Origin of the sequence: Pseudomonas sp. ATCC 43928 (assembly GCF_005938665.2) — a bacterium.
Taxonomy (GTDB): Bacteria; Pseudomonadota; Gammaproteobacteria; order Pseudomonadales; family Pseudomonadaceae; genus Aquipseudomonas.
The window spans coordinates 5,273,098-5,295,041 of the sequence record NZ_CP041753.1 but is presented as its reverse complement, the minus strand read 5'-3'; the positions used below and the strand labels follow the sequence as shown (position 1 = coordinate 5,295,041).

The window sequence follows — 21,944 nt, the reverse complement described above, 5'->3', positions numbered from 1 at the left end:
GCCCGCATCGCTGCGGGCCTTTTCATTTTTGGCGATGGAGCAGGGCGGTTTAGCCCGCTACCAACACCCGAATCGCTTCCAGTCGCAATGCCGCTTTGTCGAGCATGGCCAGGCCTTGCTCGCGCTGCTTGCGCAGGGCAACCAGTTCGCTGTCGCGCACGGTCGGGTTGACCGCTTGCAAGGCGGTCAGGCGCGCCAGTTCTTCGTCGGTATCGGCCGCCAGGCGACGTTGTGCCTCGGCCACGCGCTCGGCGTGACGCGGGGTGATCTTCTCTTCGCCGGCGTTGATCCGTGGCGTCAGCTGGTCGCGCTGGGCCTGGATGAACTTGTTGGCGCTGGCGCGGGGCACGCTTTCCAGTTGATCGTTCAGGGTTTCGAACGACACCCGGGCCGACAGGTCATTGCCATTGGCATCGAGCAGGCAGCGCAGGGCGGCCGGCGGCAGGTAACGGCCCAGTTGCAGCGAACGCGGGGCAACCACTTCGCTGACATAGAGCAGTTCCAGCAACACGGTGCCCGGTTTCAGCGCCTTGTTCTTGATCAGCGCCACGGCGGTGTTGCCCATCGAGCCGGACAGGACCAGGTCCATGCCGCCCTGAACCATCGGGTGCTCCCAGGTAATGAACTGCATGTCTTCACGAGACAGCGCCTGGTTGCGGTCGTAGGTGATGGTCACGCCTTCGTCGTCGCCCAGCGGGAAGCTGGCGTCGAGCATTTTTTCGCTGGGCTTGAGGATCAGAGCATTTTCCGAATGGTCTTCGCTGTCGATGCCGAAGGCGTCGAACAGGGTTTCCATGTAGATCGGCAGGGCGAACTGATCGTCCTGTTCGAGAATCGCTTCGACCAGCGCATCACCTTCACCCGCGCCGCCGGAGTTGAGTTCCAGCAAGCGGTCGCGGCCGGTGTGCAGTTCGTCTTCCAGACGCTCACGCTCGGCGCGGGCCTCGTCGATCAGCGCTTTCCACTCGCCATCGTCGGTCTCTTCCAGCAGCGGCAGCAGGCGCGGGCCGAACTGATGCTGCAAGGCGTTGCCGGTCGGGCAGGTGTTGAGGAATGCGTTCAGCGCTTCGTGGTACCACTGGAACAGCCGCTCTTGCGGGCTGGTTTCCAGGTACGGCACGTGCAGTTCGATGACGTGCTTCTGGCCGATCCGGTCGAGACGACCGATACGTTGCTCCAGCAGGTCCGGGTGCGACGGCAGGTCGAACAGCACCAGATGGTGCGAGAACTGGAAGTTACGGCCTTCACTGCCGATTTCCGAGCAGATCAGCACCTGGGCGCCGAATTCTTCGTCCGCGAAGTAGGCGGCGGCGCGGTCACGCTCAAGGATGTTCATGCCTTCGTGGAACACCGTGGCCGGAATGCCGGAACGCACGCGCAGGGCGTCTTCCAGGTCCATGGCTGTTTCGGCGTGGGCACAGATCACCAGCACTTTGGTGCGCTTGAGCATTTTCAGGGTGTCGATCAGCCACTCGACGCGCGGGTCGAATTTCCACCAGCGTTCTTCTTCGTTGGCGTCCGGCTGGGACTGGAAGCTGACTTCCGGGTACAGCTCGATGTGATCGCCCAGCGGCAGTTCGAGGTATTCGGCCGGGCACGGCAGCGGGTATGGGTGCAGTTTGCGCTCCGGGAAACCCTGCACGGCGGCGCGGGTATTACGGAACAGCACGCGGCCAGTGCCATGGCGGTCCAGCAGTTCACGGACCAGACGGGCGCTGGCTTCGGTATCGCCATCGTTAACGGCGGTCAGCAGAGCTTCGCCTTCGTTACCGAGGAAGCCGTGAATGGTCTTGTGCGCTTCAGGCGACAGGCGCCCTTTATCCAGCAGCTCCTGAACGGCTTCGGCCACCGGGCGATAGTTTTCGCTCTCGGCGCGGAAGGCGTGCAGGTCATGGAAACGGTTCGGGTCGAGCAGGCGCAGACGGGCGAAGTGGCTGTCCTGGCCCAGTTGTTCCGGGGTCGCGGTCAGCAGCAATACGCCGGGAATGACTTCAGCCAGTTGCTCCACCAGGGAGTACTCAGGGCTAACCTGGTCTTCGTGCCACACCAGGTGGTGCGCTTCGTCGACCACCAGCAAATCCCAGCCGGCGGCGAACAGCGCGTCTTGGGCTTTCTCGTCTTCCACCAACCATTCGAGTGCAACCAGGGCGAGCTGGGTGTCTTCGAACGGGTTGGCGGCATCGCTTTCGATGAAGCGTTCTTCGTCGAACAGCGCAACTTGCAGGTTGAAGCGGCGGCGCATCTCCACCAGCCACTGGTGCTGGAGGTTTTCCGGCACCAGGATCAGCACGCGGTTGGCGCGGCCCGAGAGCAGTTGGCGATGGATCACCAGACCGGCTTCGATGGTCTTGCCCAGGCCCACTTCGTCGGCCAGCAGAACCCGCGGCGCGATACGGTCGGCGACTTCACGGGCGATGTGCAACTGGTGCGCGATCGGTTGCGCGCGCACGCCGCCCAGGCCCCAGAGCGACGACTGCAACTGGCGGCTGGTGTGTTCCAGGGTGTGATAACGCAGGGAGAACCAGGCCAGCGGGTCGATCTGGCCGGCGAACAGACGGTCGCTCGCCAGTCGGAACTGAATGAAGTTCGACAGCTGGGTTTCCGGCAGGGTGACCACTTCGTTCTGCCCATTGAGGCCGTGGTAGACCAGCAGGCCGTCGATGTCGTCGACTTCCTGTACGGTCAGTTTCCAGCCTTCGAAGTGAGTAATCGAGTCACCCGGCGAAAACCGCACGCGGGTGAGGGGCGCATTCCGTAGCGCGTACTGGCGAGTGTCGCCAGTGGCCGGGTAGAGCACGGTCAACAAGCGGCCGTCCTGTGCCAGAACGGTGCCTAAACCCAGCTCGGCTTCGCTGTCACTGATCCAGCGTTGCCCCGGTTGATACTGCTGCGCCATGCTGCCTGACTCCCACCTTGAAAAAGCGGGCTATCTTAACGGAATGAGCCTTAAGGGCCAAAGGATTACTCAGTAGGAGCTACCGAAGGCTGCGATCTTTTGATCTTCAAGCCCTGAAAAGATCGCAGCCTTCGGCAGCTCCTGTCTGTGCGTTGGGTCACAAGTTTTCGACCGATGGCTCAAGTCGCCATCCCCGCAGCCGACAGCCTGCCGACAGGAGACTAATAATATGCTGCCACCGATGCTCCCCTTGAGCGCCGTGCCGATCACTTCACAGCAGGATCCGATCCGCCAGCGCCCGGATATTCCCCCCGTGGTGCCGGTGCAGGAAAGCTCCAATGAAAGCACCATCGACCTGCAAAACCGCGACCCGGAAGAGGCGGGCCTGCAGCTGCGCGAGGAGCAGCGTCGGCAACAGGAACGGGAGCGGCGCCGTCGCGAGGCCGATGAAGATCCTGAAGAGCATCTGGCGATCCCCGGTAATGAGCTCAATGCCGACAACACCGTGCCAGTGGTGCCGTTGATGGAGAATCAGCCACGTCAGGGGTTGTGGGTCGATATTGAGATCTGAAGTGTCGGAGACTGGTCAGCGCCCGCGCCAGACCGCATTATTGGCGCAATCCTGTCGCCTTTAGCCGGCAGCTGAATTCATTTCCAAGCGATGCACTGAACGCCATGAGCCAAGATGACAAGCTGATCGACCTCAATTCTGAACGTGCCAAACGGGTTCATGACCTTAATGAAAAGCGCCTGAACGAAGTGCGCCAGGCATTTGAGCAGGCCATGCCGTTGGGTAAAGCGAAGAAAAAGCCGAAGAACAAACCGAAAAAGCGTTGAAACACCCTGCATCCGTTGATGCAGGTCAGTTATTTCCCTTCCTTTACGCCCAGTCTCGGGCGGCATTGATCCCGGTCAATTTTCTCTCCTGCCCGATTGGTTAACTTAGCCCCATCGCAACAGGGCAAGTCCAGGAGGCCAGTCATGTTTTTCGATAACGTGGTGATCGCCGGAGTGCTGACAGTCGGCCTCATGGTTCTGTTTTTTGCAGGGTTTGGATTTTTTATCTGGAAGGATTCGCATAAGCGGAGAAAACCGTAGTTCTTTCTGGAGCAATGAGCACGCAAGGCATTTTGGGCGACTTCGGTCGCCCTTTTTTTTGTGCGATCGAAAGGGACGCGGAGCGTCCCGGGCTGCATTCCCACGCAGAGTGTGGGAACGATCTAATACCGAAATGCGGGCAATAAAAAAGGCGCGAACCTCACGGAACGCGCCTTTTTCAGTAGCGGTGTATCAGCTACCCAGTGCCTTGGAGGCCAGCCAGAACAGGCCGGCCGACAGGGCTACGGTGGCTGGCAGGGTCAGGACCCAGGCCAGCAGGATGGTTCTGACAGTACCACCTTGCAGGCCGCTTTTGTTCGCGACCATGGTGCCGGCCACGCCTGAGGACAGGACGTGGGTAGTGGAGACGGGCAGGCTGAAGATGTTGGCCAGGCCGATCATGCTTGCGGTGGTGATCTGCGCCGACATGCCTTGGGCATAGGTCATGCCTTGTTTGCCGATTTTCTCGCCGATGGTCAGTACCACGCGCTTCCAGCCGACCATGGTACCCAGGCCGAGGGCCAGTGCGACCGCCAGAATCACCCAGAACGGGGCGTATTCAGTGGTGGTGGTCAGGTCCTTGCGCAGTTTGTCCAGGTCAGCCTTCTCACGGGCAGCGAGGCCAGGCAGCTTGCTGACTTTCTTCGCCGTGTCGTCCAGGCAGAGCAGGTAACGACGCACTTCGATGCGGCTTTCCGCCGGCAGCGAGTGGTAGTCAGCTACACCCTTGAGGGTGTCGAGCAGGGCGGCGATGGTCGGTTCGGTCTGTTGCGGGTTGCAACGGAATTTCTCCGGCAGATCACCTTCCACGCTTTTGCCCAGGGCCAGGAATTCACCCAGCGTATCGGCATTGCGCTTGTAGAACTGGCTCAGGTGCAGGGTCGCATCGCGCGTCCGTTCGATCTGGTAGGTGGTGCTGCCCAGGTCGAGTACGAACTGCGCCGGGACGATACCGATCAGCACCAGCATGATCAGGCCGATACCTTTCTGGCCATCGTTCGAGCCGTGCACGAAGCTGACCGCCATGGCCGAAATCACCAGTACCAGACGGTTCCAGAACGGCGGGTGTTTCTTGTCGTCGATCTTGCGGCGCTGTTCCGGTGTCTTGTGCATCTTGGACAGCGGACGCCACCATTTAAGGCCGATCAGCACCAGGGCGGCAACGAGGAAGCCGGCCATCGGCGAGAACACCAGGGACGCGCCGATGTCGATCGCTTTCTGCCAGTTCACGCCGTCGGCCAACGGAATGTCGTTGATCAGGGCATTGGCCAGGCCGACACCGAGGATCGAACCGATTAGCGTATGGGAACTGGAGGCCGGGATACCGAAGTACCAGGTGCCCAGGTTCCAAGTGATGGCCGCGGCGAGTAACGAGAACACCATGGCCAGCCCGTGACCGGTGTTCACATTGATCAACAGTTCTACCGGCAGCAGATGGACGATGGCATACGCCACCCCCACACCGCCCAGCAGCACGCCGAGGAAGTTGAACACACCGGAAAAGAACACCGCCAGATGAGGCGGCATGGCTTTGGTGTAGATAACAGTGGCCACCGCGTTTGCGGTGTCATGAAAGCCGTTGATGAACTCGAAGGCGAGGACAAAGGCCAGGGCGAGCAAGAGGCTCACAAGCACCCAAGCATCCAGTCCGCTGAATAAATCGATCATGAAGGTTTTCTGACCCGTTCGTAAGGGGGCGCGATTATGCCAGAAAAGACTGATAATCGATGCACTTGCTGCTCATCGGTTACATTCTTCAATGAATTAGTGGGTGGCAATCCCCTGAATCCCAGGGTTTTTCAGGGGCCTACAAGTCATTGAATTCGCTTGGAAAGGCAGCTGCCACAAGGGTTTCTCTCGTTGGGACGAGAGGCTTGAACGCTTGTGTGAAATATCTGAGAAGAAGGTCAGGCAAGAGCCGTTTGCCTCATCGAATGGATGAGGAAGCCGCTGCCCGCTTGTAGCGGGCGCGAAAAGCACCATCGATACAACCCGTTTTTAACGGGTGCAGACGCAGGCTCTTGAAAGGATTCAAGTCGAGGCGGTCATGGCTCTTCGGCTTTGAGTTCCTTTTCCATCTTCTGCAATTCCTGGGTGAAGGCCTGATCCTGAACGGTGGCGCGTTTACGCCAGGGTTTGCGTTCGGGTTCGGGCTGAGCGGCGTAGGTGGTGATTTCCCCGCCGTAAACTTCCTTGTAACGTTGTTCCTGGCGCTCAAGTTCCGCGCGCAGTTCGTCTTTCGTCACAGTGCTACCTAATTGAGTTGAGATTAATTCTGGTGAAACGCGCTGCATCGATCTATTGACCATGCTCGTCGAAAGGACAATGCCTGATACGACATCGTTCCCACGGCACAATCAATACTTCAATGTTGCAGGCGGCCACGGCACCAGAGAAAAACAGCTGACGCAGCATCAGTCTCCTGTTTCAGCGAGCGCGTTGGCGGAACATATTAAATGAGCGTCAAGCGCTTGCTGCGGACAGCGGCGATGGATATCGCGCTGCCGGCGGGCGGAATCGGTACAAAAAAACCGGTCGCCTCTGAAATGCATTATAGCGGTCGATTCGAAGAACACTATCTCTTGGCAGTTAAAAGTAGTTCCTCATGTGTGATTGTTTTGTTGCTCGCAACTTGCCGGTAACTACGGTGGACTGATGCCAGTTGCAGTGGTGACTTTCTGGCGCCATTAAGCCGGACAAATTATTACATCGTTCTCCTTTAAACCAGTGACCGAAAATAACAACCGTATTGTGGGTGAGTGAAAGCAGGATGGCTGAATGCACGCGGCACGATTGCGATTATCGGTCTGTGGTTCGATAATCGCCCAATCCTGGCAACCGCTGGCTTGTGTGTCAGACCGGGGCCGCTTGTAATAGTCGCTGATCCGTGTGGGGAACCTGATATGAACGATCAAATGCGCAATTCCTTCGCTTCAGTGGCGCCGCCGATCGTCGCCTCGCCCGCCAAGCGAATCCAGGCCCTGACCGGTGACCCGGATTTCATGACTTCCCTGGCCCGTGGCCTGGCGGTGGTGCAAGCGTTCCAGGAGCGCAAGCGGCACCTGACCATTGCACAGATCAGCCACCGCACGGAAATTCCCCGCGCCGCTGTGCGACGTTGCCTGCATACGCTGATCAAGCTCGGCTACGCCACCACCGACGGGCGCACCTATTCGCTGCTGCCCAAAGTCTTGACCCTGGGCCATGCCTATCTGTCGTCGACTCCACTGGCGGTGTCTGCCCAGCCGTACCTGGACCGCATGAGCGAGCAACTGCACGAGGCCTGCAACATGGCCACGCTGGAGGGCGATGACATTTTGTACATTGCGCGCTCGGCGACTACCCAGCGGCTGATTTCCGTCGACCTCTCGGTGGGTGGGCGCTTGCCGGCCTATTGCACCTCCATGGGCCGGATTCTGCTCGCCGCGCTGGACGACACGTCGCTGCGCGAATACCTCGACCATGCAGACTTGCAAGCCAAGACCAGTCGCACCCTGCATACCCCCGAAGCCTTGCTCGAATGCCTTCAAGAAGTACGGCGACAAGGCTGGTGCATCGTCGATCAGGAGCTGGAGCAAGGTCTGCGCTCGATTGCCGTGCCGGTGTATGACGCTTCTGGCCAGGTAGTGGCGGCGCTGAACGTCAGCACCCATGCCGGCCGGGTCAGCCGCAGCGAGCTGGAGCAACGTTTCCTGCCAGGTCTGTTGAGTGCCAGCCGCGACTTGAGTGCGCAGCTGTTCGCCTAAGCTGTTCGATAAACGCACAGAGTCGCGTTTATCGAATTGACGCTGTTTCTCTCGGATCATTAATGTCGCGGCAGCGTCATCCGGCGCTGCTGGCCTTCAGCCGGTTACCGGACGACGACCCAATAATAATGAGAAGAGGCATCGTCATGTGCACGTTTCCCCACTGTCGCTGTTCCCACCGGCTTAGCTGCCGAAACCGGATCGCCTGATCCCGACCTTCTTTTCTTGTGACAGCGTCAGCCTCGGCTGGCACTTGTTCGACTGCGTTCTTTGCGTGGAATAAAAATAATGAACCAGCCTCAGTCTGCTGTAGGGAACTGCCTCGACGTGCAGTCCTTCATCAACGCTCAACCCATTTCGCGCTACCAATGGCGGGTGGTGATCCTGTGTTTCCTGATTGTCTTCCTCGATGGCCTCGACACCGCGGCCATGGGGTTTATCGCGCCGGCATTGTCCCAGGACTGGGGCATCGATCGCGCCAGCCTCGGCCCGGTGATGAGTGCGGCACTGATCGGCATGGTCTTTGGCGCCTTGGGTTCCGGGCCGTTGGCTGACCGCTTCGGGCGAAAAGTCGTACTGGTAGGTGCGGTGTTGCTGTTCGGTGCGTTCAGCCTGGCATCGGCTTACAGCACCAATGTCGATCAACTGCTGGTGCTGCGTTTCCTCACCGGCCTGGGCCTGGGCGCCGGCATGCCGAACGCGACCACGCTGCTGTCCGAATACACCCCGGAACGCAAGAAATCCCTGCTGGTGACCAGCATGTTCTGCGGCTTCAACCTCGGCATGGCCGGGGGCGGTTTCATCTCGGCCAAACTGATCCCGGCCTTCGGCTGGCACAGCCTGTTGATGATCGGCGGGATTCTGCCGCTGATGCTCACCGTCGTTTTGCTGTTGTGGTTGCCAGAATCGGCGCGTTATCTGGTGGTGCGCAATCGCGGTACCGACAAAGTGCGCAAGGCCCTGGCACCGATCGACCCAGCGCTGGTGGCCCAGGCTTCGAGCTTCAGCGTGCCGGAACAGAAAACCGTGAAGGCACGCAATGTGTTCGCGGTGATCTTCTCCGGCACTTACAGCACCGGCACATTGTTGCTTTGGCTGACGTACTTCATGGGGCTGGTGATTGTTTATCTGCTGACCAGTTGGTTGCCGACGCTGATGCGTGACAGCGGCGCGAGCATGGAGCAGGCCGCATTCATTGGTGCGCTGTTCCAGCTCGGTGGGGTGTTGAGCGCAGTGGGCGTGGGTTGGGCGATGGACCGGTTCAATCCGCACAAGGTCATCGGCACTTTCTACCTATTGGCCGGGGTGTTTGCCTACGCGGTAGGGCAGAGCCTGGGCAACATCGCCGTGCTGGCGACCTTGGTGCTGGTGGCCGGGATGTGTGTCAACGGCGCGCAATCGGCAATGCCGTCGCTGGCGGCGCGTTTTTACCCGACGCAAGGGCGGGCGACCGGTGTGTCGTGGATGCTTGGGATTGGCCGCTTCGGCGCGATCCTCGGGGCGTGGATGGGCGCGACGTTGCTGGGCCTGGGCTGGAACTTCGAGCAGGTGTTGACGGCTCTGGTGATTCCGGCCGCGTTGGCGACCACGGCGGTGGTGATCAAGGGCATGGTCAGCCATGCGGATGCGACCTGATCCGGCTTGAGAGTGATCGTTCCCACGCCGAGCGTGGGAACGATCTGAAATGCTTTTTTGGGATCGGTAGTGAGGTAACAATCTGTTCGATAAACGAACACTCAGTCGATTATCGGATTGTTTGGGTTGTTCCAGGGGCTTAATCTTCAGTCATTCCGGCGCTGCGCATCGGCGCCTTTTTCCCACACTGTCGGTTCATAACAAAACGGGAGCCTGCCCCATGGCTGAAATCCTTTCGCTGCATGACGCGGTGAAGCAGTTCGTCAACGACGGCGATACCGTCGCGCTCGAAGGCTTCACTCACCTGATTCCTACGGCGGCCGGTCACGAAATCATTCGCCAGGGCAGGAAAGATCTGACCCTGGTGCGGATGACGCCTGACCTGATCTACGACCAGTTGATCGGTGCCGGTTGTGCTCGCAAACTGATTTTCTCCTGGGGCGGCAACCCTGGCGTCGGTTCGCTGCACCGTCTGCGCGACGCAGTCGAGCGGCAGTGGCCGCATGCGCTGGAAATCGAAGAGCACAGCCACGCCGACCTGGCCAATGCCTACGTCGCGGGCGCTTCGGGCTTACCGTTCGCGGTGCTGCGAGCCTACGCCGGTTCCGACCTGCCGAAGGTCAACCCGCTGATCAAGACCGTCACGTGCCCGTTCACCGGCGAAGTGCTGGCGGCGGTGCCGTCGGTGCGCCCGGACATCACCGTGATTCACGCGCAGAAAGCCGACCGCCAAGGCAACGTGCTGCTCTGGGGCATTCTCGGGGTGCAGAAAGAAGCGGCGCTGGCGGCCAAGCGTTGCATCGTCACCGTCGAAGAAATCGTCGATGACCTCAATGCACCGATGAACGCTTGCGTGCTGCCGACCTGGGCTCTGAGCGCGGTCTGCCACGTACCGGGCGGCGCGCATCCGTCCTACGCCCACGGTTACACCGAGCGTGACAACCGCTTCTACCAGGCCTGGGACCCGATTGCCCGCGACCGTGAAACCTTCACCGCGTGGATCAACGAGTACATCCACGGCTGCGCTGACTTCAGCGAGTTCCAGGCCAAGCTGGCCGCTGCTTCGGAGGCCAAGTAATGACTTACACCACCAATGAAATGATGACCGTCGCCGCCGCCCGCCGCCTGAAAAACGGTTCGGTGTGCTTCGTTGGTATCGGCCTGCCGTCGAAAGCCGCCAACCTGGCGCGACTGACGTCCTCGCCCGATGTAGTCCTGATCTACGAATCGGGTCCGATCGGTGCCAAGCCAAGCGTACTGCCATTGTCGATCGGTGACGGTGAGCTGGCGGAAACCGCCGACACCGTCGTCCCGACCGGCGAGATTTTTCGCTACTGGCTGCAGGGCGGGCGCATTGACGTCGGCTTCCTCGGCGCCGCGCAAGTCGATCGCTTCGGCAACATCAACACCACGGTAGTCGGCGACTACCATCAGCCAAAAGTTCGCCTGCCGGGTGCAGGTGGCGCGCCGGAGATCGCCGGTTCCGCCAAGAGCGTGCTGATCATCCTCAAGCAGTCGGCGCGTTCGTTCGTCGACAAGCTCGACTTCATTACCTCGGTTGGTCATGGCGAGGGCGGTGATTCGCGCAAACGTCTCGGCCTGCCGGGCGCCGGTCCTGTCGGCATTATTACCGACCTGTGCATCATGGAACCCGAAGCCGGCACCCATGAATTCGTGGTCACCGCGCTGCACCCAGGGGTGACCCGCGAGCAAGTGATCGCGGCCACCGGTTGGCCGATTCGTTTTGCCGACGCCGTTGAAAACACTGCCGAGCCAACCGAAGTCGAGTTGACCGCGCTGCGTGATCTGGAAGCCCGCACTGCGGCGGCCCACGGCCAAGCACCCGGAGAAGCCTGATGCGCGACGTTTATATCTGTGACGCGATTCGTACCCCCATCGGCCGTTTCGGCGGTGGCCTGTCGGCGGTTCGCGCCGATGACCTGGCCGCCGTGCCGATCAAGGCGCTGATGGCGCGCAACCCGTCGGTGGACTGGAACGCGGTGGACGAGGTGTTCCTCGGCTGCGCCAACCAGGCCGGCGAAGACAACCGCAACGTGGCTCGCATGGCGTTGCTGCTGGCGGGGCTGCCGGAAACCATTCCTGGCGTCACCCTCAATCGCCTCTGCGCTTCGGGCATGGACGCTATCGGCACTGCGTTTCGGGCCATCGCCAGCGGTGAGATGGAGTTGGCGATTGCCGGTGGCGTCGAATCGATGTCCCGCGCGCCATTCGTGATGGGCAAGGCGGACGCGGCGTTTTCGCGCAACATGAAGCTGGAAGACACCACCATCGGCTGGCGATTCATTAACCCGCTGATGAAAGCCCAGTACGGCGTCGATGCAATGCCGCAAACCGCCGATAACGTGGCCGACGATTACCAGGTTTCCCGCGAGGATCAGGACGCTTTCGCACTGCGCAGTCAGCAACGGACAGCCGTCGCGCAAGCCGCAGGATTTTTCGCCGAAGAAATCGTTGAAGTGCGCATTGCCCACAAGAAGGGTGAAACAGTGGTCAGCCAGGACGAACATCCTCGCGCCGATACCACACTCGAGACCCTGGCCAAACTCAAACCGGTCAACGGCCCCGACAAAACCGTCACCGCCGGCAATGCCTCCGGTGTGAACGACGGTGCTGCAGCGCTGATCCTGGCTTCGGCCGAAGCCGTGAAAAAACACGGCCTGACCGCCCGCGCCAAAGTGCTCGGCATGGCCAGCGCCGGTGTCGCGCCACGGGTGATGGGTATCGGCCCGGTGCCGGCGGTGCGTAAATTGACTGAGCGCCTGGGCTTGGCGGTCAACGATTTCGACGTGATCGAACTCAACGAAGCCTTCGCCAGCCAGGGTCTGGCGGTGCTGCGTGAACTCGGATTGGCGGATGATGCGGCCCAGGTTAACCCGAACGGTGGCGCCATTGCCTTGGGCCATCCGCTGGGCATGAGCGGTGCGCGTCTGGTACTGACTGCACTGCATCAACTGGAAAAGACGGGCGGCAAGAAAGGCTTGGCGACCATGTGTGTCGGTGTCGGTCAGGGCCTGGCCCTGGCGATCGAACGGGTCTGACGCACAGAAGCGACTAATAAGAATTGAGGAAAGCGCAATGACTGACAAACCAGGTTACCGTCGCCCGCAGGCGGGCACTCAGCCGGAATACCTGCACCCTCCTTATCAATCCACCAACCTTCGCTCGCCGTCCAAGCCGTTGGTGTTTTTGCCTCATTCGCTGTCGGAAATCACCGGCCCGACCATCGGCGCCGAGCGTATTCAGGAGCGGGACAACGACCTGACCGCCCAGCACTCGGGCGAGCCATTGGGTGAACGGATCATCATCCACGGCCGTGTGCTGGATGAAGACGGTCTGCCGGTGCCGGGCATTCTGGTGGAGATCTGGCAGGCCAACGCCGCTGGTCGTTACAACCATGCCCGCGATCTGCACGACGCACCGATGGACCCGAACTTCACCGGTACCGGCCGCACCGTGACCGACGCCGATGGCTGGTATCAATTCCAGACCATCAAGCCTGGCGCCTACCCGTGGGGTAACCACCACAATGCCTGGCGTCCGGCGCACATCCATTTCTCCCTGTTCGGGCCGAGCATTCTGACGCGCCTGGTGACCCAGATGTATTTCCCGGGTGACCCGTTGCTGGCCTACGACCCGATCTACAACTGCGTGCCCGATACCAGCGCCAAAGAGCGTCTGATCGCCAGTTTCGATCTGGAAAAAACCATCCCTTCCTATGCCCTCGCTTATCGTTGGGACATCGTTTTGCGCGGCCGCGACGCCACGCCGATGGAGAAATAAGATGACGCTGAACGCGACCACGTCCCACACCGTCGGACCGTACTACCACATCGGCCTGACCTGGCTGAACCGTGAAGACCTGACCGTTGAACAGACTCTTGGCGAGCGTGTGGCGATCACCGGGCAAGTCGTCGACGGCAATGGCGACTTCGTCAACGACGCCATGCTCGAAGTCTGGCAAGCCAACGCCGCTGGCAAGTACGACCACCCCGAAGACGATCAGGACAAGCCCCTGGACCCGAACTTCGAAGGGTTTGGCCGGGTGCCGGTGGATGCGCAAGGGCGCTTTCGCTTTACCACGATCAAGCCGGGCACGGTGGAAGGCCTGAAGGGCACGACCCAGGCGCCGCACCTGGTGGTGCTGGTGTTTGCTCGCGGGTTGGTGAAGCACTTGCTGACGCGGATTTACTTCGATGGTGAGCCAGCCAACGTGGCGGACCCACTGCTCGAATGCGTGCCCGCCGAACGTCGTGGCACCTTGTTGGCGAAGCAGGATGCTGCGGGTGTTTATCAGTGGAATGTGATTCTGCAGGGGACGGATGCGGAAACGGTGTTCTTCGATTATTGAGTGATCGTTGTTCTTGTGGCGAGGGAGCAAGCTCCCGCTGGCTTGCGAAGCAAGCCCAAACCCGGCTGACATGATGTATCAGGCAAACCGCGCCAACCGGTTTTACGACTGCTTCGCAGCCGAGCGGGAGCAAGCTCCCTCGCCACAGAGATTGCATTGCTCTCAGGTTATGCATCCATCTGCGGAACGGGACTATTGCGAAATATGTCTAGACTCTCACGGTCCCCACAGAGTGAAAAAACAATGACAACCTCCACAGCTGTCTACACCGGTGAAGAACGCAGCAAAAGAATCTTTGCGATTGTCGGCGCCTCGTCCGGCAATCTGGTCGAGTGGTTCGACTTCTACGTCTACGCCTTCTGTGCGATCTACTTTGCCCCGGCCTTTTTCCCGTCCGATAACCCCACGGTGCAGTTGGTCAATACCGCGGGCGTGTTTGCCGCCGGGTTTCTGATGCGCCCCATCGGCGGCTGGATTTTCGGTCGGCTGGCGGACAAGCACGGGCGCAAGAATTCGATGCTGATCTCGATTCTGATGATGTGCTTCGGCTCGCTGCTCATCGCTTGCCTGCCGACCTACAACAGTATCGGTGTCTGGGCGCCGATCCTGTTGCTGTTCGCGCGCTTGCTGCAGGGCTTGTCGGTGGGCGGCGAATACGGCACCACCGCGACTTACATGAGCGAAGTCGCCCTCAAGGGCCAGCGCGGGTTCTTCGCGTCGTTCCAGTACGTGACGCTGATTGGCGGACAGTTGCTGGCGGTGTCGCTGGTGGTGATCCTGCAGCAGTTCCTCAACGAGGATGAGTTGCGTGCCTATGGCTGGCGGATTCCGTTCGTGGTCGGTGCGGTGGCTGCGTTGATTTCATTGTTCCTGCGTCGTGCGCTCAAGGAAACCAGCAGTAAGGAAATGCGCGAAAGCAAGGATGCCGGCAGCATTGGTGCGCTGTTCCGCGATCACAAGGCAGCCTTCATCACCGTGCTGGGTTACACCGCCGGCGGTTCGCTGATTTTCTACACATTCACCACGTACATGCAGAAGTACCTGGTGAACACCGCTGGCATGCACGCCAAGACCGCCAGCTACATCATGACCGGTGCACTGTTCCTTTATATGTGCATGCAGCCGCTGTTCGGCATGCTCGCCGACAAGATTGGCCGGCGCAATTCGATGCTCTGGTTCGGCGCCCTCGGGACGTTGTTCACCGTACCGATCCTGTTGAGCCTGAAAAGTGTCAGCAGTCCGTTCCTGGCGTTTGTGCTGATTACCGTGGCGCTGGCGATCGTCAGTTTCTACACCTCGATCAGCGGTCTGGTGAAAGCCGAAATGTTCCCGCCAGAAGTGCGCGCCTTGGGTGTAGGCCTGGCGTATGCGGTGGCCAACGCGATCTTCGGCGGTTCGGCGGAATATGTAGCGCTGAGCCTTAAAGCCGGGGGCATGGAAAACTCGTTCTACTGGTACGTGACGGTGATGATGGCGGTGGCGTTCCTGTTCAGCCTGCGTCTGCCGAAACAGCCGAAGTATCTGGAAAACGACCTTTGATCTTTCCGCGGGGGCCGTACTGGCCCTCGCCTGCAAGGACTGTTTATGAATCAGCGACCGGGCAATCAATTGTTCGATGCCTACTTCACCGCACGCGACATGCGCGAGGTGTTCTGCGATCAGGGCCGGGTTCAGGCCATGCTGGATTTCGAAGCCGCATTGGCCCGGGCCGAAGCGCGGGTTGGCCTGATTCCGCAAGCGGCTGTCGCGTCTATTGAAGCGGCCTGTAAAGCCGAGCATTACGATTTCGCCGCGCTCGGTGAGGCGATTGCCACGGCGGGCAATTCGGCGATCCCTTTGGTCAAGGCGCTGGGCAAGCAGATCGCCAAAAGCGATGCCGAAGCCGAGCGCTACGTGCATCTGGGCGCGACCAGCCAGGACGTGATGGACACTGGCCTGGTGTTGCAATTGCGCCGCGCGCTGCAACTGATCGAAGCTGATCTGGCGCAGCTGGGGGAAACCCTTGCGACCCAGGCCAAGCGATACGTCGCCACGCCGCTGGCCGGGCGCACCTGGTTGCAACACGCGACACCGGTCACCCTTGGCATGAAGATCGCCGGTTGGCTGGGCGCGGTAACCCGCAGCCGCCAGCGTCTGCTGGAACTCAAGCCGCGCCTGCTGGTGCTGCAATTCGGTGGCGCCTCCGGCACCCTCGCAGCCCTTGGCGATCAGGCGATGCCGATTGCCGAAGTCTTGGCCGCGGAACTGCAACTGACCTTGCCGGAACAACCCTGGCACACCCAGCGTGATCGTCTGGTGGAGTTCGGCGCGGTGCTTGGCTTGATCGCCGGCAGCCTCGGCAAACTCGGTCGCGACATCAGCCTGTTGATGCAGACCGAAGCTGGCGAAGTGTTCGAACCGTCGGCGCCGGGCAAGGGCGGTTCCTCGACCATGCCGCACAAACGCAACCCGGTGGGCGCGGCGGTGCTGATCGGTGCGGCGACGCGGGTGCCGGGTTTGCTTTCGACCTTGTTCAGCGCGATGCCCCAGGAACACGAGCGCAGCCTGGGCCTGTGGCATGCCGAATGGGAAACCCTGCCGGAGATCTGCTGCTTGGTGTCGGGCAGCCTGCAACAAGCACTGTTGGTGGCCGACGGACTGGAAGTGGACGCGATGCGCATGACCCGCAACCTCGACCTGACCCAGGGCCTGGTGCTCGCCGAAGCCGTGAGCATCGTCCTGGCGCAACGGGTCGGTCGCGACACCGCGCATCATCTGCTGGAGCAATGCTGCAAGCGTGCTGTGGCCGAGCAGCGTCATCTGCGCGCGGTACTCGGCGATGAGCCGCAAGTGACCGCCGAGTTGTCGGACGCTGAACTCGATCATCTGCTGGACCCCGCCCATTACCTCGGTCAGGCCCATACCTGGGTCGAGCGAGCGGTGGCTGAACATTTTGCGTTGACTGCCTGAAGGAGACTGCTGTGGCATTCGTACAACTCGCCGATGGCGAACTGCACTACCAAATTCAAGGGCCGCAACTCGATGGACCGGTGGATGCGCCGGTACTGGTGCTGTCCAACTCACTGGGCACCGACCTGCACATGTGGGACGCGCAGATCCCGGCGTTCACCGAGCATTTTCGGGTGCTGCGTTTTGACACCCGTGGTCACGGCAAGTCATTGGTGACGCCAGGGCCGTACAGCATCGAGCAACTGGGCCGCGACGTGCTGGCGCTGCTGGATGCGTTGCACATCGAGCGCGCGCATTTCTGCGGTCTGTCCATGGGCGGGTTGATCGGCCAATGGCTGGGGATCAATGCCGGTCAGCGTTTGAACAAACTGATCGTGTGCAATACCGCGGCGAAAATCGGCGATCCATCGGTGTGGAACCCTCGGATCGAAACCGTGCTGCGCGACGGCGCGGCGGCGATGGTCGCCCTGCGCGATGCGTCGATTGCGCGCTGGTTCACTCCGGATTTTTCCGCCGCCAATCCGGCAGCGGCGAAGCAGATCACCGACATGCTCGCGGCTACCTCGCCTGAAGGTTACGCGGCCAATTGCGCGGCGGTGCGCGATGCCGATTTCCGTGATCAGTTGTCCTCGATCAAGGTGCCGCTACTGGTGATCGCCGGTACTGAAGACGCGGTAACGCCACCGTCCGGCGGGCATTTCATTCAGGAACATGTGCGGGGCGCCGAGTACGCCGAGTTCTACGCCGCGCACCTGTCCAACGTCCAGGCCGGCGCTGCGTTCAGCGAGCGGGTGCTGGCGTTTCTTTCAGGTCATTGAGGAATTTTTTGTGGACGAGAAACAACGTTACGACGAGGGCATGAAAGTCCGTCGCGCAGTGCTCGGTGACGCCCACGTCGACCGCAGCCTGAGCGCGCTGACCGAGTTCAACTCGGAGTTCCAGGAGATGATCACCCGCCACGCCTGGGGCGACATCTGGACCCGTCCGGGCCTGCCGCGCCACACCCGCAGCCTGATCACCATCGCCATGCTGATCGGCATGAACCGCAACGAAGAACTCAAACTGCACCTGCGCGCCGCCGCCAACAATGGCGTAACCCGTGGCGAGATCAAGGAAGTGATCATGCAGAGCGCGATCTATTGCGGCATTCCGGCGGCCAACGCGACGTTCCACCTGGCCGAGTCGGTGTGGGATGAGTTGGGGGTTGAGTCGCGGGAGTGATCCGCGAAAGTTGTGTTGCTTGAGCTGACGTCTTCGCGGGCAAGCCTCGCTCCTACAGGTGGTGTGATCTGTAGGAGCGAGGCTTGCCCGCGAAGGCGTTTTAGAGTCTTACAGCAGGCTGATCGGATAGCTGACGATCAACCGGTTCTCATCGAACTCGTTGTTGCTGAAGTCACGGCGGATGGTGGAGTTGCGCCATTTGACGTTGAGGTCTTTGAGTGCGCCGCTTTGTACGGTGTAACCCAGTTCGCTTTCGCGGCCCCACTCCTTGCCGTCGCTGGTGGTGGCGGTGTGGACGTTGTCGCCACTGATGTAGCGGTTCATCAGGGTCAGGCCCGGCACGCCCAGAGCGGCGAAGTTGTAGTCGTGGCGCACTTGCCAGGATTTTTCCCTGGCGTTGTCATAGCTGGAGTTGTAGCTGTCGTTGGCCAGGGTGCCGCCGCTGGTGCCGTTGACCCGCATCCATGCGTTGTCGCCGGTGAGTTTTTGCAGGCCGACGTAAAAGGTGTTGCCACCGTATTTGGCCGAGAACAGACCCGACCAGGTCTTGTTGTCCAGCTCGCCCGCCCGGGCGCTGCCGTCATCCTTGCCGTAGAAGAACCCGAGATTGGCGCCCAGCGTCCAGTCACCCAGCGGTTGGGTGTGGATCAGGTTGACGTATTGCTGGCTGTAGATGTCCTTGAGTTCAGCATTCCACAGGCCGATCTGAGTACGCTTGTCGTTGAAGACGTATTCACCGCCCTGGAAGTTGAAGCGGTCTGAGGTGAACGCCGCTTTGCCGGTCATCGACATGTCATTCATGCTGCTATCGTCGCGCGGGCTGTTGGCGCGGAACTGGCCGCCGTAGAGCGTCAGGCCGTCGATTTCCTTCGAGGTGATCTGGCCGCCACGGAAGGTTTGCGGCAGCGAGCGACCGTCGTCCGAACGCAGGATCGGCAGCACCGGCATCCATTCGCCGACCTTCACTTCGGTCTGGGACAGCTTCGCCTTGAACGCCACGTTGGCGCGACCGAAGTTGTCCGCCGGGCGGCCATCGTGATCCAGCGGCAGCAATTGCGTCCCGCCGGTGCCTTTACCGCCGTCGAGCTTGACCGAATACAACCCCAGCACGTCCATGCCGAACCCGACGGTGCCCTGGGTGAACCCTGATTTGGCGTCGAGGATAAAGCTTTGCGTCCACTCTTCAGCCTTGCCCTGGCTCTTGGTCGGATTGGTGAAGTTACGGTTGATGTAGAAGTTACGCAGGTTCAGGTTGACCTTGGCACCTTCGACAAAGCCTGCTTCCTCGGCCAAGGCGGGCAGGGCCGCGCCGGCCAGTGCGATGGCGATCAGACTGGGGAACAAATACTGCGTGGTGGAGGAAGTCATGGACTCGGGTCTCTCTAATTGTCAGGGATAAGGCAGTACACAGCCGCAACCAAGGGGTCGCAGACAAAAAATCGAATTCGGATAAGGGGGCGGGCGAGATCAGCCGGAGCGCAGAGGGCGCGTAGTCATGGTGTCGGACCTTGTTGTTATTGATTTTTGCAGGTGCGGACAATGGTGCGAGGGATGGGCGGGGGGATTCAATTGGGGGGGATGGGGTTTTGGGCGATTAACGAACACTAATCGACGTCAGCGTGGGCGCGGACGGTATGAGGCATTCCTAATAAAATCCCATAGTTATTCGGGTTGATAAGGGGCATCCGCAGGTGTGTTCTATTAATGGCGCCTTGTTGTTTTGTTGATGTTAGATGGAAGTGTTTATTGCTTTAGTTGTAAGACGTTTCCTACAGTGTTGGCTGTCATTAAAGGTAGATCAATAGTCGCCGGTTAAACTTAAGAATTGGTGTTGTCGGTTATCGTAAAAAGATTTAAAGAGAGCCATGGGCTTGGCTGGAAAAGAAAAGAGGCCTTGCTATATTCAAATTCCTCAGGCGGGCAAAAGAAACTCTCTTGCTTCGTCAGGGGATGTTTTTCGTCATGCCGAAATAACAAGGAGAAGTACCATGGGTAATAAAGTCAATCAGGAACGTTTGGCCTCGGTTCTGGGACGGGCCGTGCTGGACGAAAAATTTGCCAACGCCTTACACAGTGATCCGGCAGGGGCGGCTAAAAATATTGGCGTGCACTTAAGTACTGACGAGATCGCGGCGGTTAAAGGTATTGATGCTGCAAAACTGACGGCAGCTTCCTCCAGCATTCGGAGCAACCTGGGGATACGCGCGGTATTCGATACACAGAACCAGCAGCAACAAGCGCGCATGGATTAACGGTGGGTGATGCCATTTGGCGTGCCACGAAAGGTGGGCTTTTACGGTGGTACGCCGAATGGCCTTATCAGACCCATGACCTGAAGCACTCGGGCACGGAGTGAATGACGCATGTCTGTCACCTTGGCTCCAATGAATGACGCGGACTTTGCTACGTTCGCCGACAGAGCCCTTGCTGAATATGGCGACGGGATGGTCGCCGCCGGCGAGTGGGGCCAGGAGGAGGCGTCGCAAAGGGCACGAAGCGTCTTCGAGCAATTGTTGCCGCAAGGGCGATTGACTGAAAAGAATCAACTCTGGGTAATCCAGGATCAAGCGCGGCGCATCGGTGAATTATGGGTTGCCGAACGACACGCTGGCGCCGGTCGGATCGCCTTCATTCTGGATATTTACATTGACCCCGGCGAGCGCCGCCAGGGTTATGCAAAACAATCGCTGCTGGCCCTGGAATCATGGGCGAGCCAGGCGGGATGCAAGGAAGTGCGGTTGCATGTCTTTGGTCGCAACGATGCGGCGCGTCGTCTTTATGAACAACTGGGTTATGGCATTGCCAGTCTGACAATGGCGAAGCCGTTGCCGCCAACCTAAGGGAAGGTTGAGAAATGGACATCGGTAACAGTGGTCAACGTGAGCTCTCGGTCGAGGATTTATTTCAGGGCACGACCTTCCTTGCGGATTCGGAGCCTTCGCGATTTGAAGTCTTGCTGGAGCGTGTCAGTCGAAATCGATACACCAGCTTTGTTGCGCTGTACACCGAACTTTTTCAGTTGTTTCCCAACGCGCCACATCTGGCAGAGTTTTTTGAACAGGCATTTAATCTTATCGTCCCTCCGACCCGTGAACAGCGCTTGATTATTAATGATCCGGTGTTTCAAGTGTGGAATGTACTGACCGCTCATTATGCCAATCTGGTCATCACGAAAAAGACCGAGGACAGGAGTGAGCTGGAAAAAATGCTGTTTGAATTTCCAGAGATGTTAGTGCGTGTCAAAGCATCCGACAGTTCCCGCGTGAATCATTATTGCCCCCCTGTGCATCGGTTTGATGTCGATCCGCTGGTAGCGATAGTGATGCCGCCCAGCTATGAGTTTCCGGAGGATGAAGCCGTCCGCAAACAGTTGGAGCGTAGCGGTTACTCCGTACGTTTTTTTTGCGACGTGGTGAATATTGCCCTGTTGCGCATAGAGCACACATGGCCCGCCTGCCGTGAGCAAATCAAAAAACTGGTCAAGTCGATTTTCTATTTACCCGATGGTTCATTTCGAAGCTGTTCGGCGTCCCGTTTCACCGGAATCATCCTGTTGTCGAGCCGGGATGATTCGATACTCGATCTGGAAGAGTCCCTGGTGCATGAGGCCACCCATCAGTTGCTCTATCACATTGTCGAGGCGTGCCCGGTCGTTAAGGAAGAGACCTCGCGGGAGCCTTTGTACACCTTGCCGTGGTCGGGACAGAAGCGTGACTTTTATGGCTACTTCCACGCGTTTTACGTGTACATCGCGTTGGTCAAATACCTGGGGCGGGTTCGTTCGCGTTCGACCGATGAGCTGCAACGGGCGCAAAACCGTCTTCTGTACATTCTGCGAGGCTTGATCAAGGCATTGCCGGACTTTGAGGCCAGCACTGAATTCACCCCACAAGGACGTCAACTTCTGGAAAACCTCGCCAAAGAGGTCAGAGCGCAGGAAAACCAATATGCCGGGCTGTTGGCGATATCGGGGACTGATACTGAGCAACAACGCTTGCTGGGTCTGACCGCCTGAAGCCGGGGAGGCTCA

22 protein-coding genes are annotated in these 21,944 nt (G+C 59.7%); 18 read left to right on the top strand and 4 right to left on the bottom strand.

Annotated features, from left to right (window positions below; translation table 11 throughout):
• Positions 1 to 49: 49 nt before the first annotated feature.
• On the bottom strand, positions 50 to 2,896 hold the full coding sequence (gene rapA / locus FFH90_RS24225) for an RNA polymerase-associated protein RapA (RefSeq protein ID WP_138866219.1): 2,847 nt from the start codon (positions 2,894 to 2,896) through the stop codon (positions 50 to 52).
• A 229-nt stretch (positions 2,897 to 3,125) separates the two neighbouring features.
• On the opposite strand from rapA, the gene FFH90_RS24220 reads away from it, so the two are divergent.
• The 3 genes from FFH90_RS24220 to ccoM all read left to right on the top strand — a co-directional run bounded on the left by FFH90_RS24220 (position 3,126) and on the right by ccoM (position 3,994).
• A complete protein-coding gene (locus FFH90_RS24220; protein WP_138866218.1) occupies positions 3,126 to 3,467 on the top strand; it encodes an aspartate-semialdehyde dehydrogenase in 342 nt (113 codons plus the stop codon).
• 104 nt (positions 3,468 to 3,571) lie between these two features.
• A complete protein-coding gene (locus FFH90_RS30065) occupies positions 3,572 to 3,733 on the top strand; it encodes a hypothetical protein (RefSeq protein WP_007935839.1) in 162 nt (53 codons plus the stop codon).
• A gap of 144 nt (positions 3,734 to 3,877) precedes the next feature.
• On the top strand, positions 3,878 to 3,994 hold the full coding sequence (gene ccoM, locus FFH90_RS30535; protein ID WP_018926882.1) for a cytochrome c oxidase subunit CcoM: 117 nt from the start codon (positions 3,878 to 3,880) through the stop codon (positions 3,992 to 3,994).
• Between the two features lie 192 nt (positions 3,995 to 4,186).
• Here ccoM and FFH90_RS24215 read toward each other — a convergent pair whose 3' ends face one another.
• Together FFH90_RS24215 and FFH90_RS24210 are read right to left on the bottom strand one after the other, a co-directional pair.
• Positions 4,187 to 5,662, bottom strand: a complete 1,476-nt coding sequence (locus FFH90_RS24215; protein ID WP_018926881.1) for an inorganic phosphate transporter — start codon at positions 5,660 to 5,662, stop codon at positions 4,187 to 4,189.
• Positions 5,663 to 6,039: 377 nt separating this feature from the next.
• The gene (locus FFH90_RS24210) at positions 6,040 to 6,240 is read right to left on the bottom strand and encodes a hypothetical protein (RefSeq protein ID WP_018926880.1); all 201 of its coding nucleotides are present in this window, start codon (positions 6,238 to 6,240) and stop codon (positions 6,040 to 6,042) included.
• A gap of 210 nt (positions 6,241 to 6,450) precedes the next feature.
• On the opposite strand from FFH90_RS24210, the gene FFH90_RS24205 reads away from it, so the two are divergent.
• The 12 genes from FFH90_RS24205 to pcaC all read left to right on the top strand — a co-directional run bounded on the left by FFH90_RS24205 (position 6,451) and on the right by pcaC (position 17,914).
• Entirely contained in the window at positions 6,451 to 6,636 is a 186-nt protein-coding gene (locus tag FFH90_RS24205) for a hypothetical protein (RefSeq protein ID WP_138866217.1), read from the top strand.
• Positions 6,637 to 6,897: 261 nt separating this feature from the next.
• Entirely contained in the window at positions 6,898 to 7,740 is an 843-nt protein-coding gene (gene pcaR, locus FFH90_RS24200) for a pca regulon transcriptional regulator PcaR (RefSeq protein WP_007935836.1), read from the top strand.
• A gap of 288 nt (positions 7,741 to 8,028) precedes the next feature.
• Positions 8,029 to 9,375 carry an MFS transporter gene (locus tag FFH90_RS24195; RefSeq protein ID WP_019647901.1) on the top strand — a complete coding sequence of 449 codons (1,347 nt, stop codon included), beginning with the start codon at positions 8,029 to 8,031 and terminating at the stop codon, positions 9,373 to 9,375.
• A gap of 220 nt (positions 9,376 to 9,595) precedes the next feature.
• Positions 9,596 to 10,453, top strand: coding sequence for a CoA transferase subunit A (locus FFH90_RS24190; RefSeq protein ID WP_111455064.1), 858 nt, complete (start codon positions 9,596 to 9,598; stop codon positions 10,451 to 10,453).
• Positions 10,453 to 11,232, top strand: coding sequence for a CoA-transferase subunit beta (locus tag FFH90_RS24185; RefSeq protein WP_018926876.1), 780 nt, complete (start codon positions 10,453 to 10,455; stop codon positions 11,230 to 11,232). Before FFH90_RS24190 ends, FFH90_RS24185 begins: the two co-directional genes overlap by 1 nt.
• Positions 11,229 to 12,434 carry a 3-oxoadipyl-CoA thiolase gene (pcaF, locus tag FFH90_RS24180; RefSeq protein ID WP_178114264.1) on the top strand — a complete coding sequence of 402 codons (1,206 nt, stop codon included), beginning with the start codon at positions 11,229 to 11,231 and terminating at the stop codon, positions 12,432 to 12,434. The genes FFH90_RS24185 and pcaF overlap by 4 nt, the downstream gene beginning before the upstream one ends.
• A gap of 37 nt (positions 12,435 to 12,471) precedes the next feature.
• The gene (gene pcaH / locus FFH90_RS24175; protein ID WP_111455066.1) at positions 12,472 to 13,176 is read left to right on the top strand and encodes a protocatechuate 3,4-dioxygenase subunit beta; all 705 of its coding nucleotides are present in this window, start codon (positions 12,472 to 12,474) and stop codon (positions 13,174 to 13,176) included.
• 1 nt (position 13,177) lies between these two features.
• Positions 13,178 to 13,744, top strand: coding sequence for a protocatechuate 3,4-dioxygenase subunit alpha (gene pcaG / locus FFH90_RS24170; RefSeq protein ID WP_018926873.1), 567 nt, complete (start codon positions 13,178 to 13,180; stop codon positions 13,742 to 13,744).
• 243 nt (positions 13,745 to 13,987) lie between these two features.
• The gene (locus FFH90_RS24165; RefSeq protein WP_018926872.1) at positions 13,988 to 15,283 is read left to right on the top strand and encodes an MFS family transporter; all 1,296 of its coding nucleotides are present in this window, start codon (positions 13,988 to 13,990) and stop codon (positions 15,281 to 15,283) included.
• Between the two features lie 45 nt (positions 15,284 to 15,328).
• Positions 15,329 to 16,693, top strand: a complete 1,365-nt coding sequence (locus tag FFH90_RS24160; RefSeq protein ID WP_086944796.1) for a 3-carboxy-cis,cis-muconate cycloisomerase — start codon at positions 15,329 to 15,331, stop codon at positions 16,691 to 16,693.
• A gap of 11 nt (positions 16,694 to 16,704) precedes the next feature.
• On the top strand, positions 16,705 to 17,511 hold the full coding sequence (gene pcaD, locus FFH90_RS24155) for a 3-oxoadipate enol-lactonase (RefSeq protein WP_111455067.1): 807 nt from the start codon (positions 16,705 to 16,707) through the stop codon (positions 17,509 to 17,511).
• A gap of 10 nt (positions 17,512 to 17,521) precedes the next feature.
• Entirely contained in the window at positions 17,522 to 17,914 is a 393-nt protein-coding gene (gene pcaC / locus FFH90_RS24150; protein ID WP_018926869.1) for a 4-carboxymuconolactone decarboxylase, read from the top strand.
• A gap of 108 nt (positions 17,915 to 18,022) precedes the next feature.
• Here the strand turns inward: pcaC and FFH90_RS24145 are convergent, their stop codons facing one another.
• Entirely contained in the window at positions 18,023 to 19,282 is a 1,260-nt protein-coding gene (locus tag FFH90_RS24145) for an OprD family porin (RefSeq protein WP_064619875.1), read from the bottom strand.
• A 620-nt stretch (positions 19,283 to 19,902) separates the two neighbouring features.
• Here FFH90_RS24145 and FFH90_RS24140 point away from each other — a divergent pair.
• The 3 genes from FFH90_RS24140 (at position 19,903) to FFH90_RS24130 (ending at position 21,929) form a co-directional block, all read left to right on the top strand.
• Positions 19,903 to 20,166 (top strand): Os1348 family RiPP precursor, encoded by a 264-nt coding sequence (locus FFH90_RS24140; protein ID WP_018926867.1) that lies wholly within the window; start codon positions 19,903 to 19,905, stop codon positions 20,164 to 20,166.
• A 111-nt stretch (positions 20,167 to 20,277) separates the two neighbouring features.
• Positions 20,278 to 20,754, top strand: coding sequence for a GNAT family N-acetyltransferase (locus tag FFH90_RS24135; protein WP_026286480.1), 477 nt, complete (start codon positions 20,278 to 20,280; stop codon positions 20,752 to 20,754).
• Between the two features lie 14 nt (positions 20,755 to 20,768).
• Positions 20,769 to 21,929 carry an HEXXH motif-containing putative peptide modification protein gene (locus tag FFH90_RS24130; protein ID WP_019580907.1) on the top strand — a complete coding sequence of 387 codons (1,161 nt, stop codon included), beginning with the start codon at positions 20,769 to 20,771 and terminating at the stop codon, positions 21,927 to 21,929.
• The last annotated feature ends 15 nt before the right edge of the window (positions 21,930 to 21,944 follow it).

Coding starts and splice junctions, on each gene's coding strand:
- rapA (WP_138866219.1), bottom strand. CDS start 2,896: ATGGCGCAGCAGTATCAACCGGGGCAACGCTGGATCAGTGACAGCGAA.
- FFH90_RS24220 (WP_138866218.1), top strand. CDS start 3,126: ATGCTGCCACCGATGCTCCCCTTGAGCGCCGTGCCGATCACTTCACAG.
- FFH90_RS30065 (WP_007935839.1), top strand. CDS start 3,572: ATGAGCCAAGATGACAAGCTGATCGACCTCAATTCTGAACGTGCCAAA.
- ccoM (WP_018926882.1), top strand. CDS start 3,878: ATGTTTTTCGATAACGTGGTGATCGCCGGAGTGCTGACAGTCGGCCTC.
- FFH90_RS24215 (WP_018926881.1), bottom strand. CDS start 5,662: ATGATCGATTTATTCAGCGGACTGGATGCTTGGGTGCTTGTGAGCCTC.
- FFH90_RS24205 (WP_138866217.1), top strand. CDS start 6,451: ATGAGCGTCAAGCGCTTGCTGCGGACAGCGGCGATGGATATCGCGCTG.
- pcaR (WP_007935836.1), top strand. CDS start 6,898: ATGAACGATCAAATGCGCAATTCCTTCGCTTCAGTGGCGCCGCCGATC.
- FFH90_RS24195 (WP_019647901.1), top strand. CDS start 8,029: ATGAACCAGCCTCAGTCTGCTGTAGGGAACTGCCTCGACGTGCAGTCC.
- FFH90_RS24190 (WP_111455064.1), top strand. CDS start 9,596: ATGGCTGAAATCCTTTCGCTGCATGACGCGGTGAAGCAGTTCGTCAAC.
- FFH90_RS24185 (WP_018926876.1), top strand. CDS start 10,453: ATGACTTACACCACCAATGAAATGATGACCGTCGCCGCCGCCCGCCGC.
- pcaH (WP_111455066.1), top strand. CDS start 12,472: ATGACTGACAAACCAGGTTACCGTCGCCCGCAGGCGGGCACTCAGCCG.
- pcaG (WP_018926873.1), top strand. CDS start 13,178: ATGACGCTGAACGCGACCACGTCCCACACCGTCGGACCGTACTACCAC.
- FFH90_RS24165 (WP_018926872.1), top strand. CDS start 13,988: ATGACAACCTCCACAGCTGTCTACACCGGTGAAGAACGCAGCAAAAGA.
- FFH90_RS24160 (WP_086944796.1), top strand. CDS start 15,329: ATGAATCAGCGACCGGGCAATCAATTGTTCGATGCCTACTTCACCGCA.
- FFH90_RS24145 (WP_064619875.1), bottom strand. CDS start 19,282: ATGACTTCCTCCACCACGCAGTATTTGTTCCCCAGTCTGATCGCCATC.
- FFH90_RS24140 (WP_018926867.1), top strand. CDS start 19,903: ATGGGTAATAAAGTCAATCAGGAACGTTTGGCCTCGGTTCTGGGACGG.
- FFH90_RS24135 (WP_026286480.1), top strand. CDS start 20,278: ATGTCTGTCACCTTGGCTCCAATGAATGACGCGGACTTTGCTACGTTC.
- FFH90_RS24130 (WP_019580907.1), top strand. CDS start 20,769: ATGGACATCGGTAACAGTGGTCAACGTGAGCTCTCGGTCGAGGATTTA.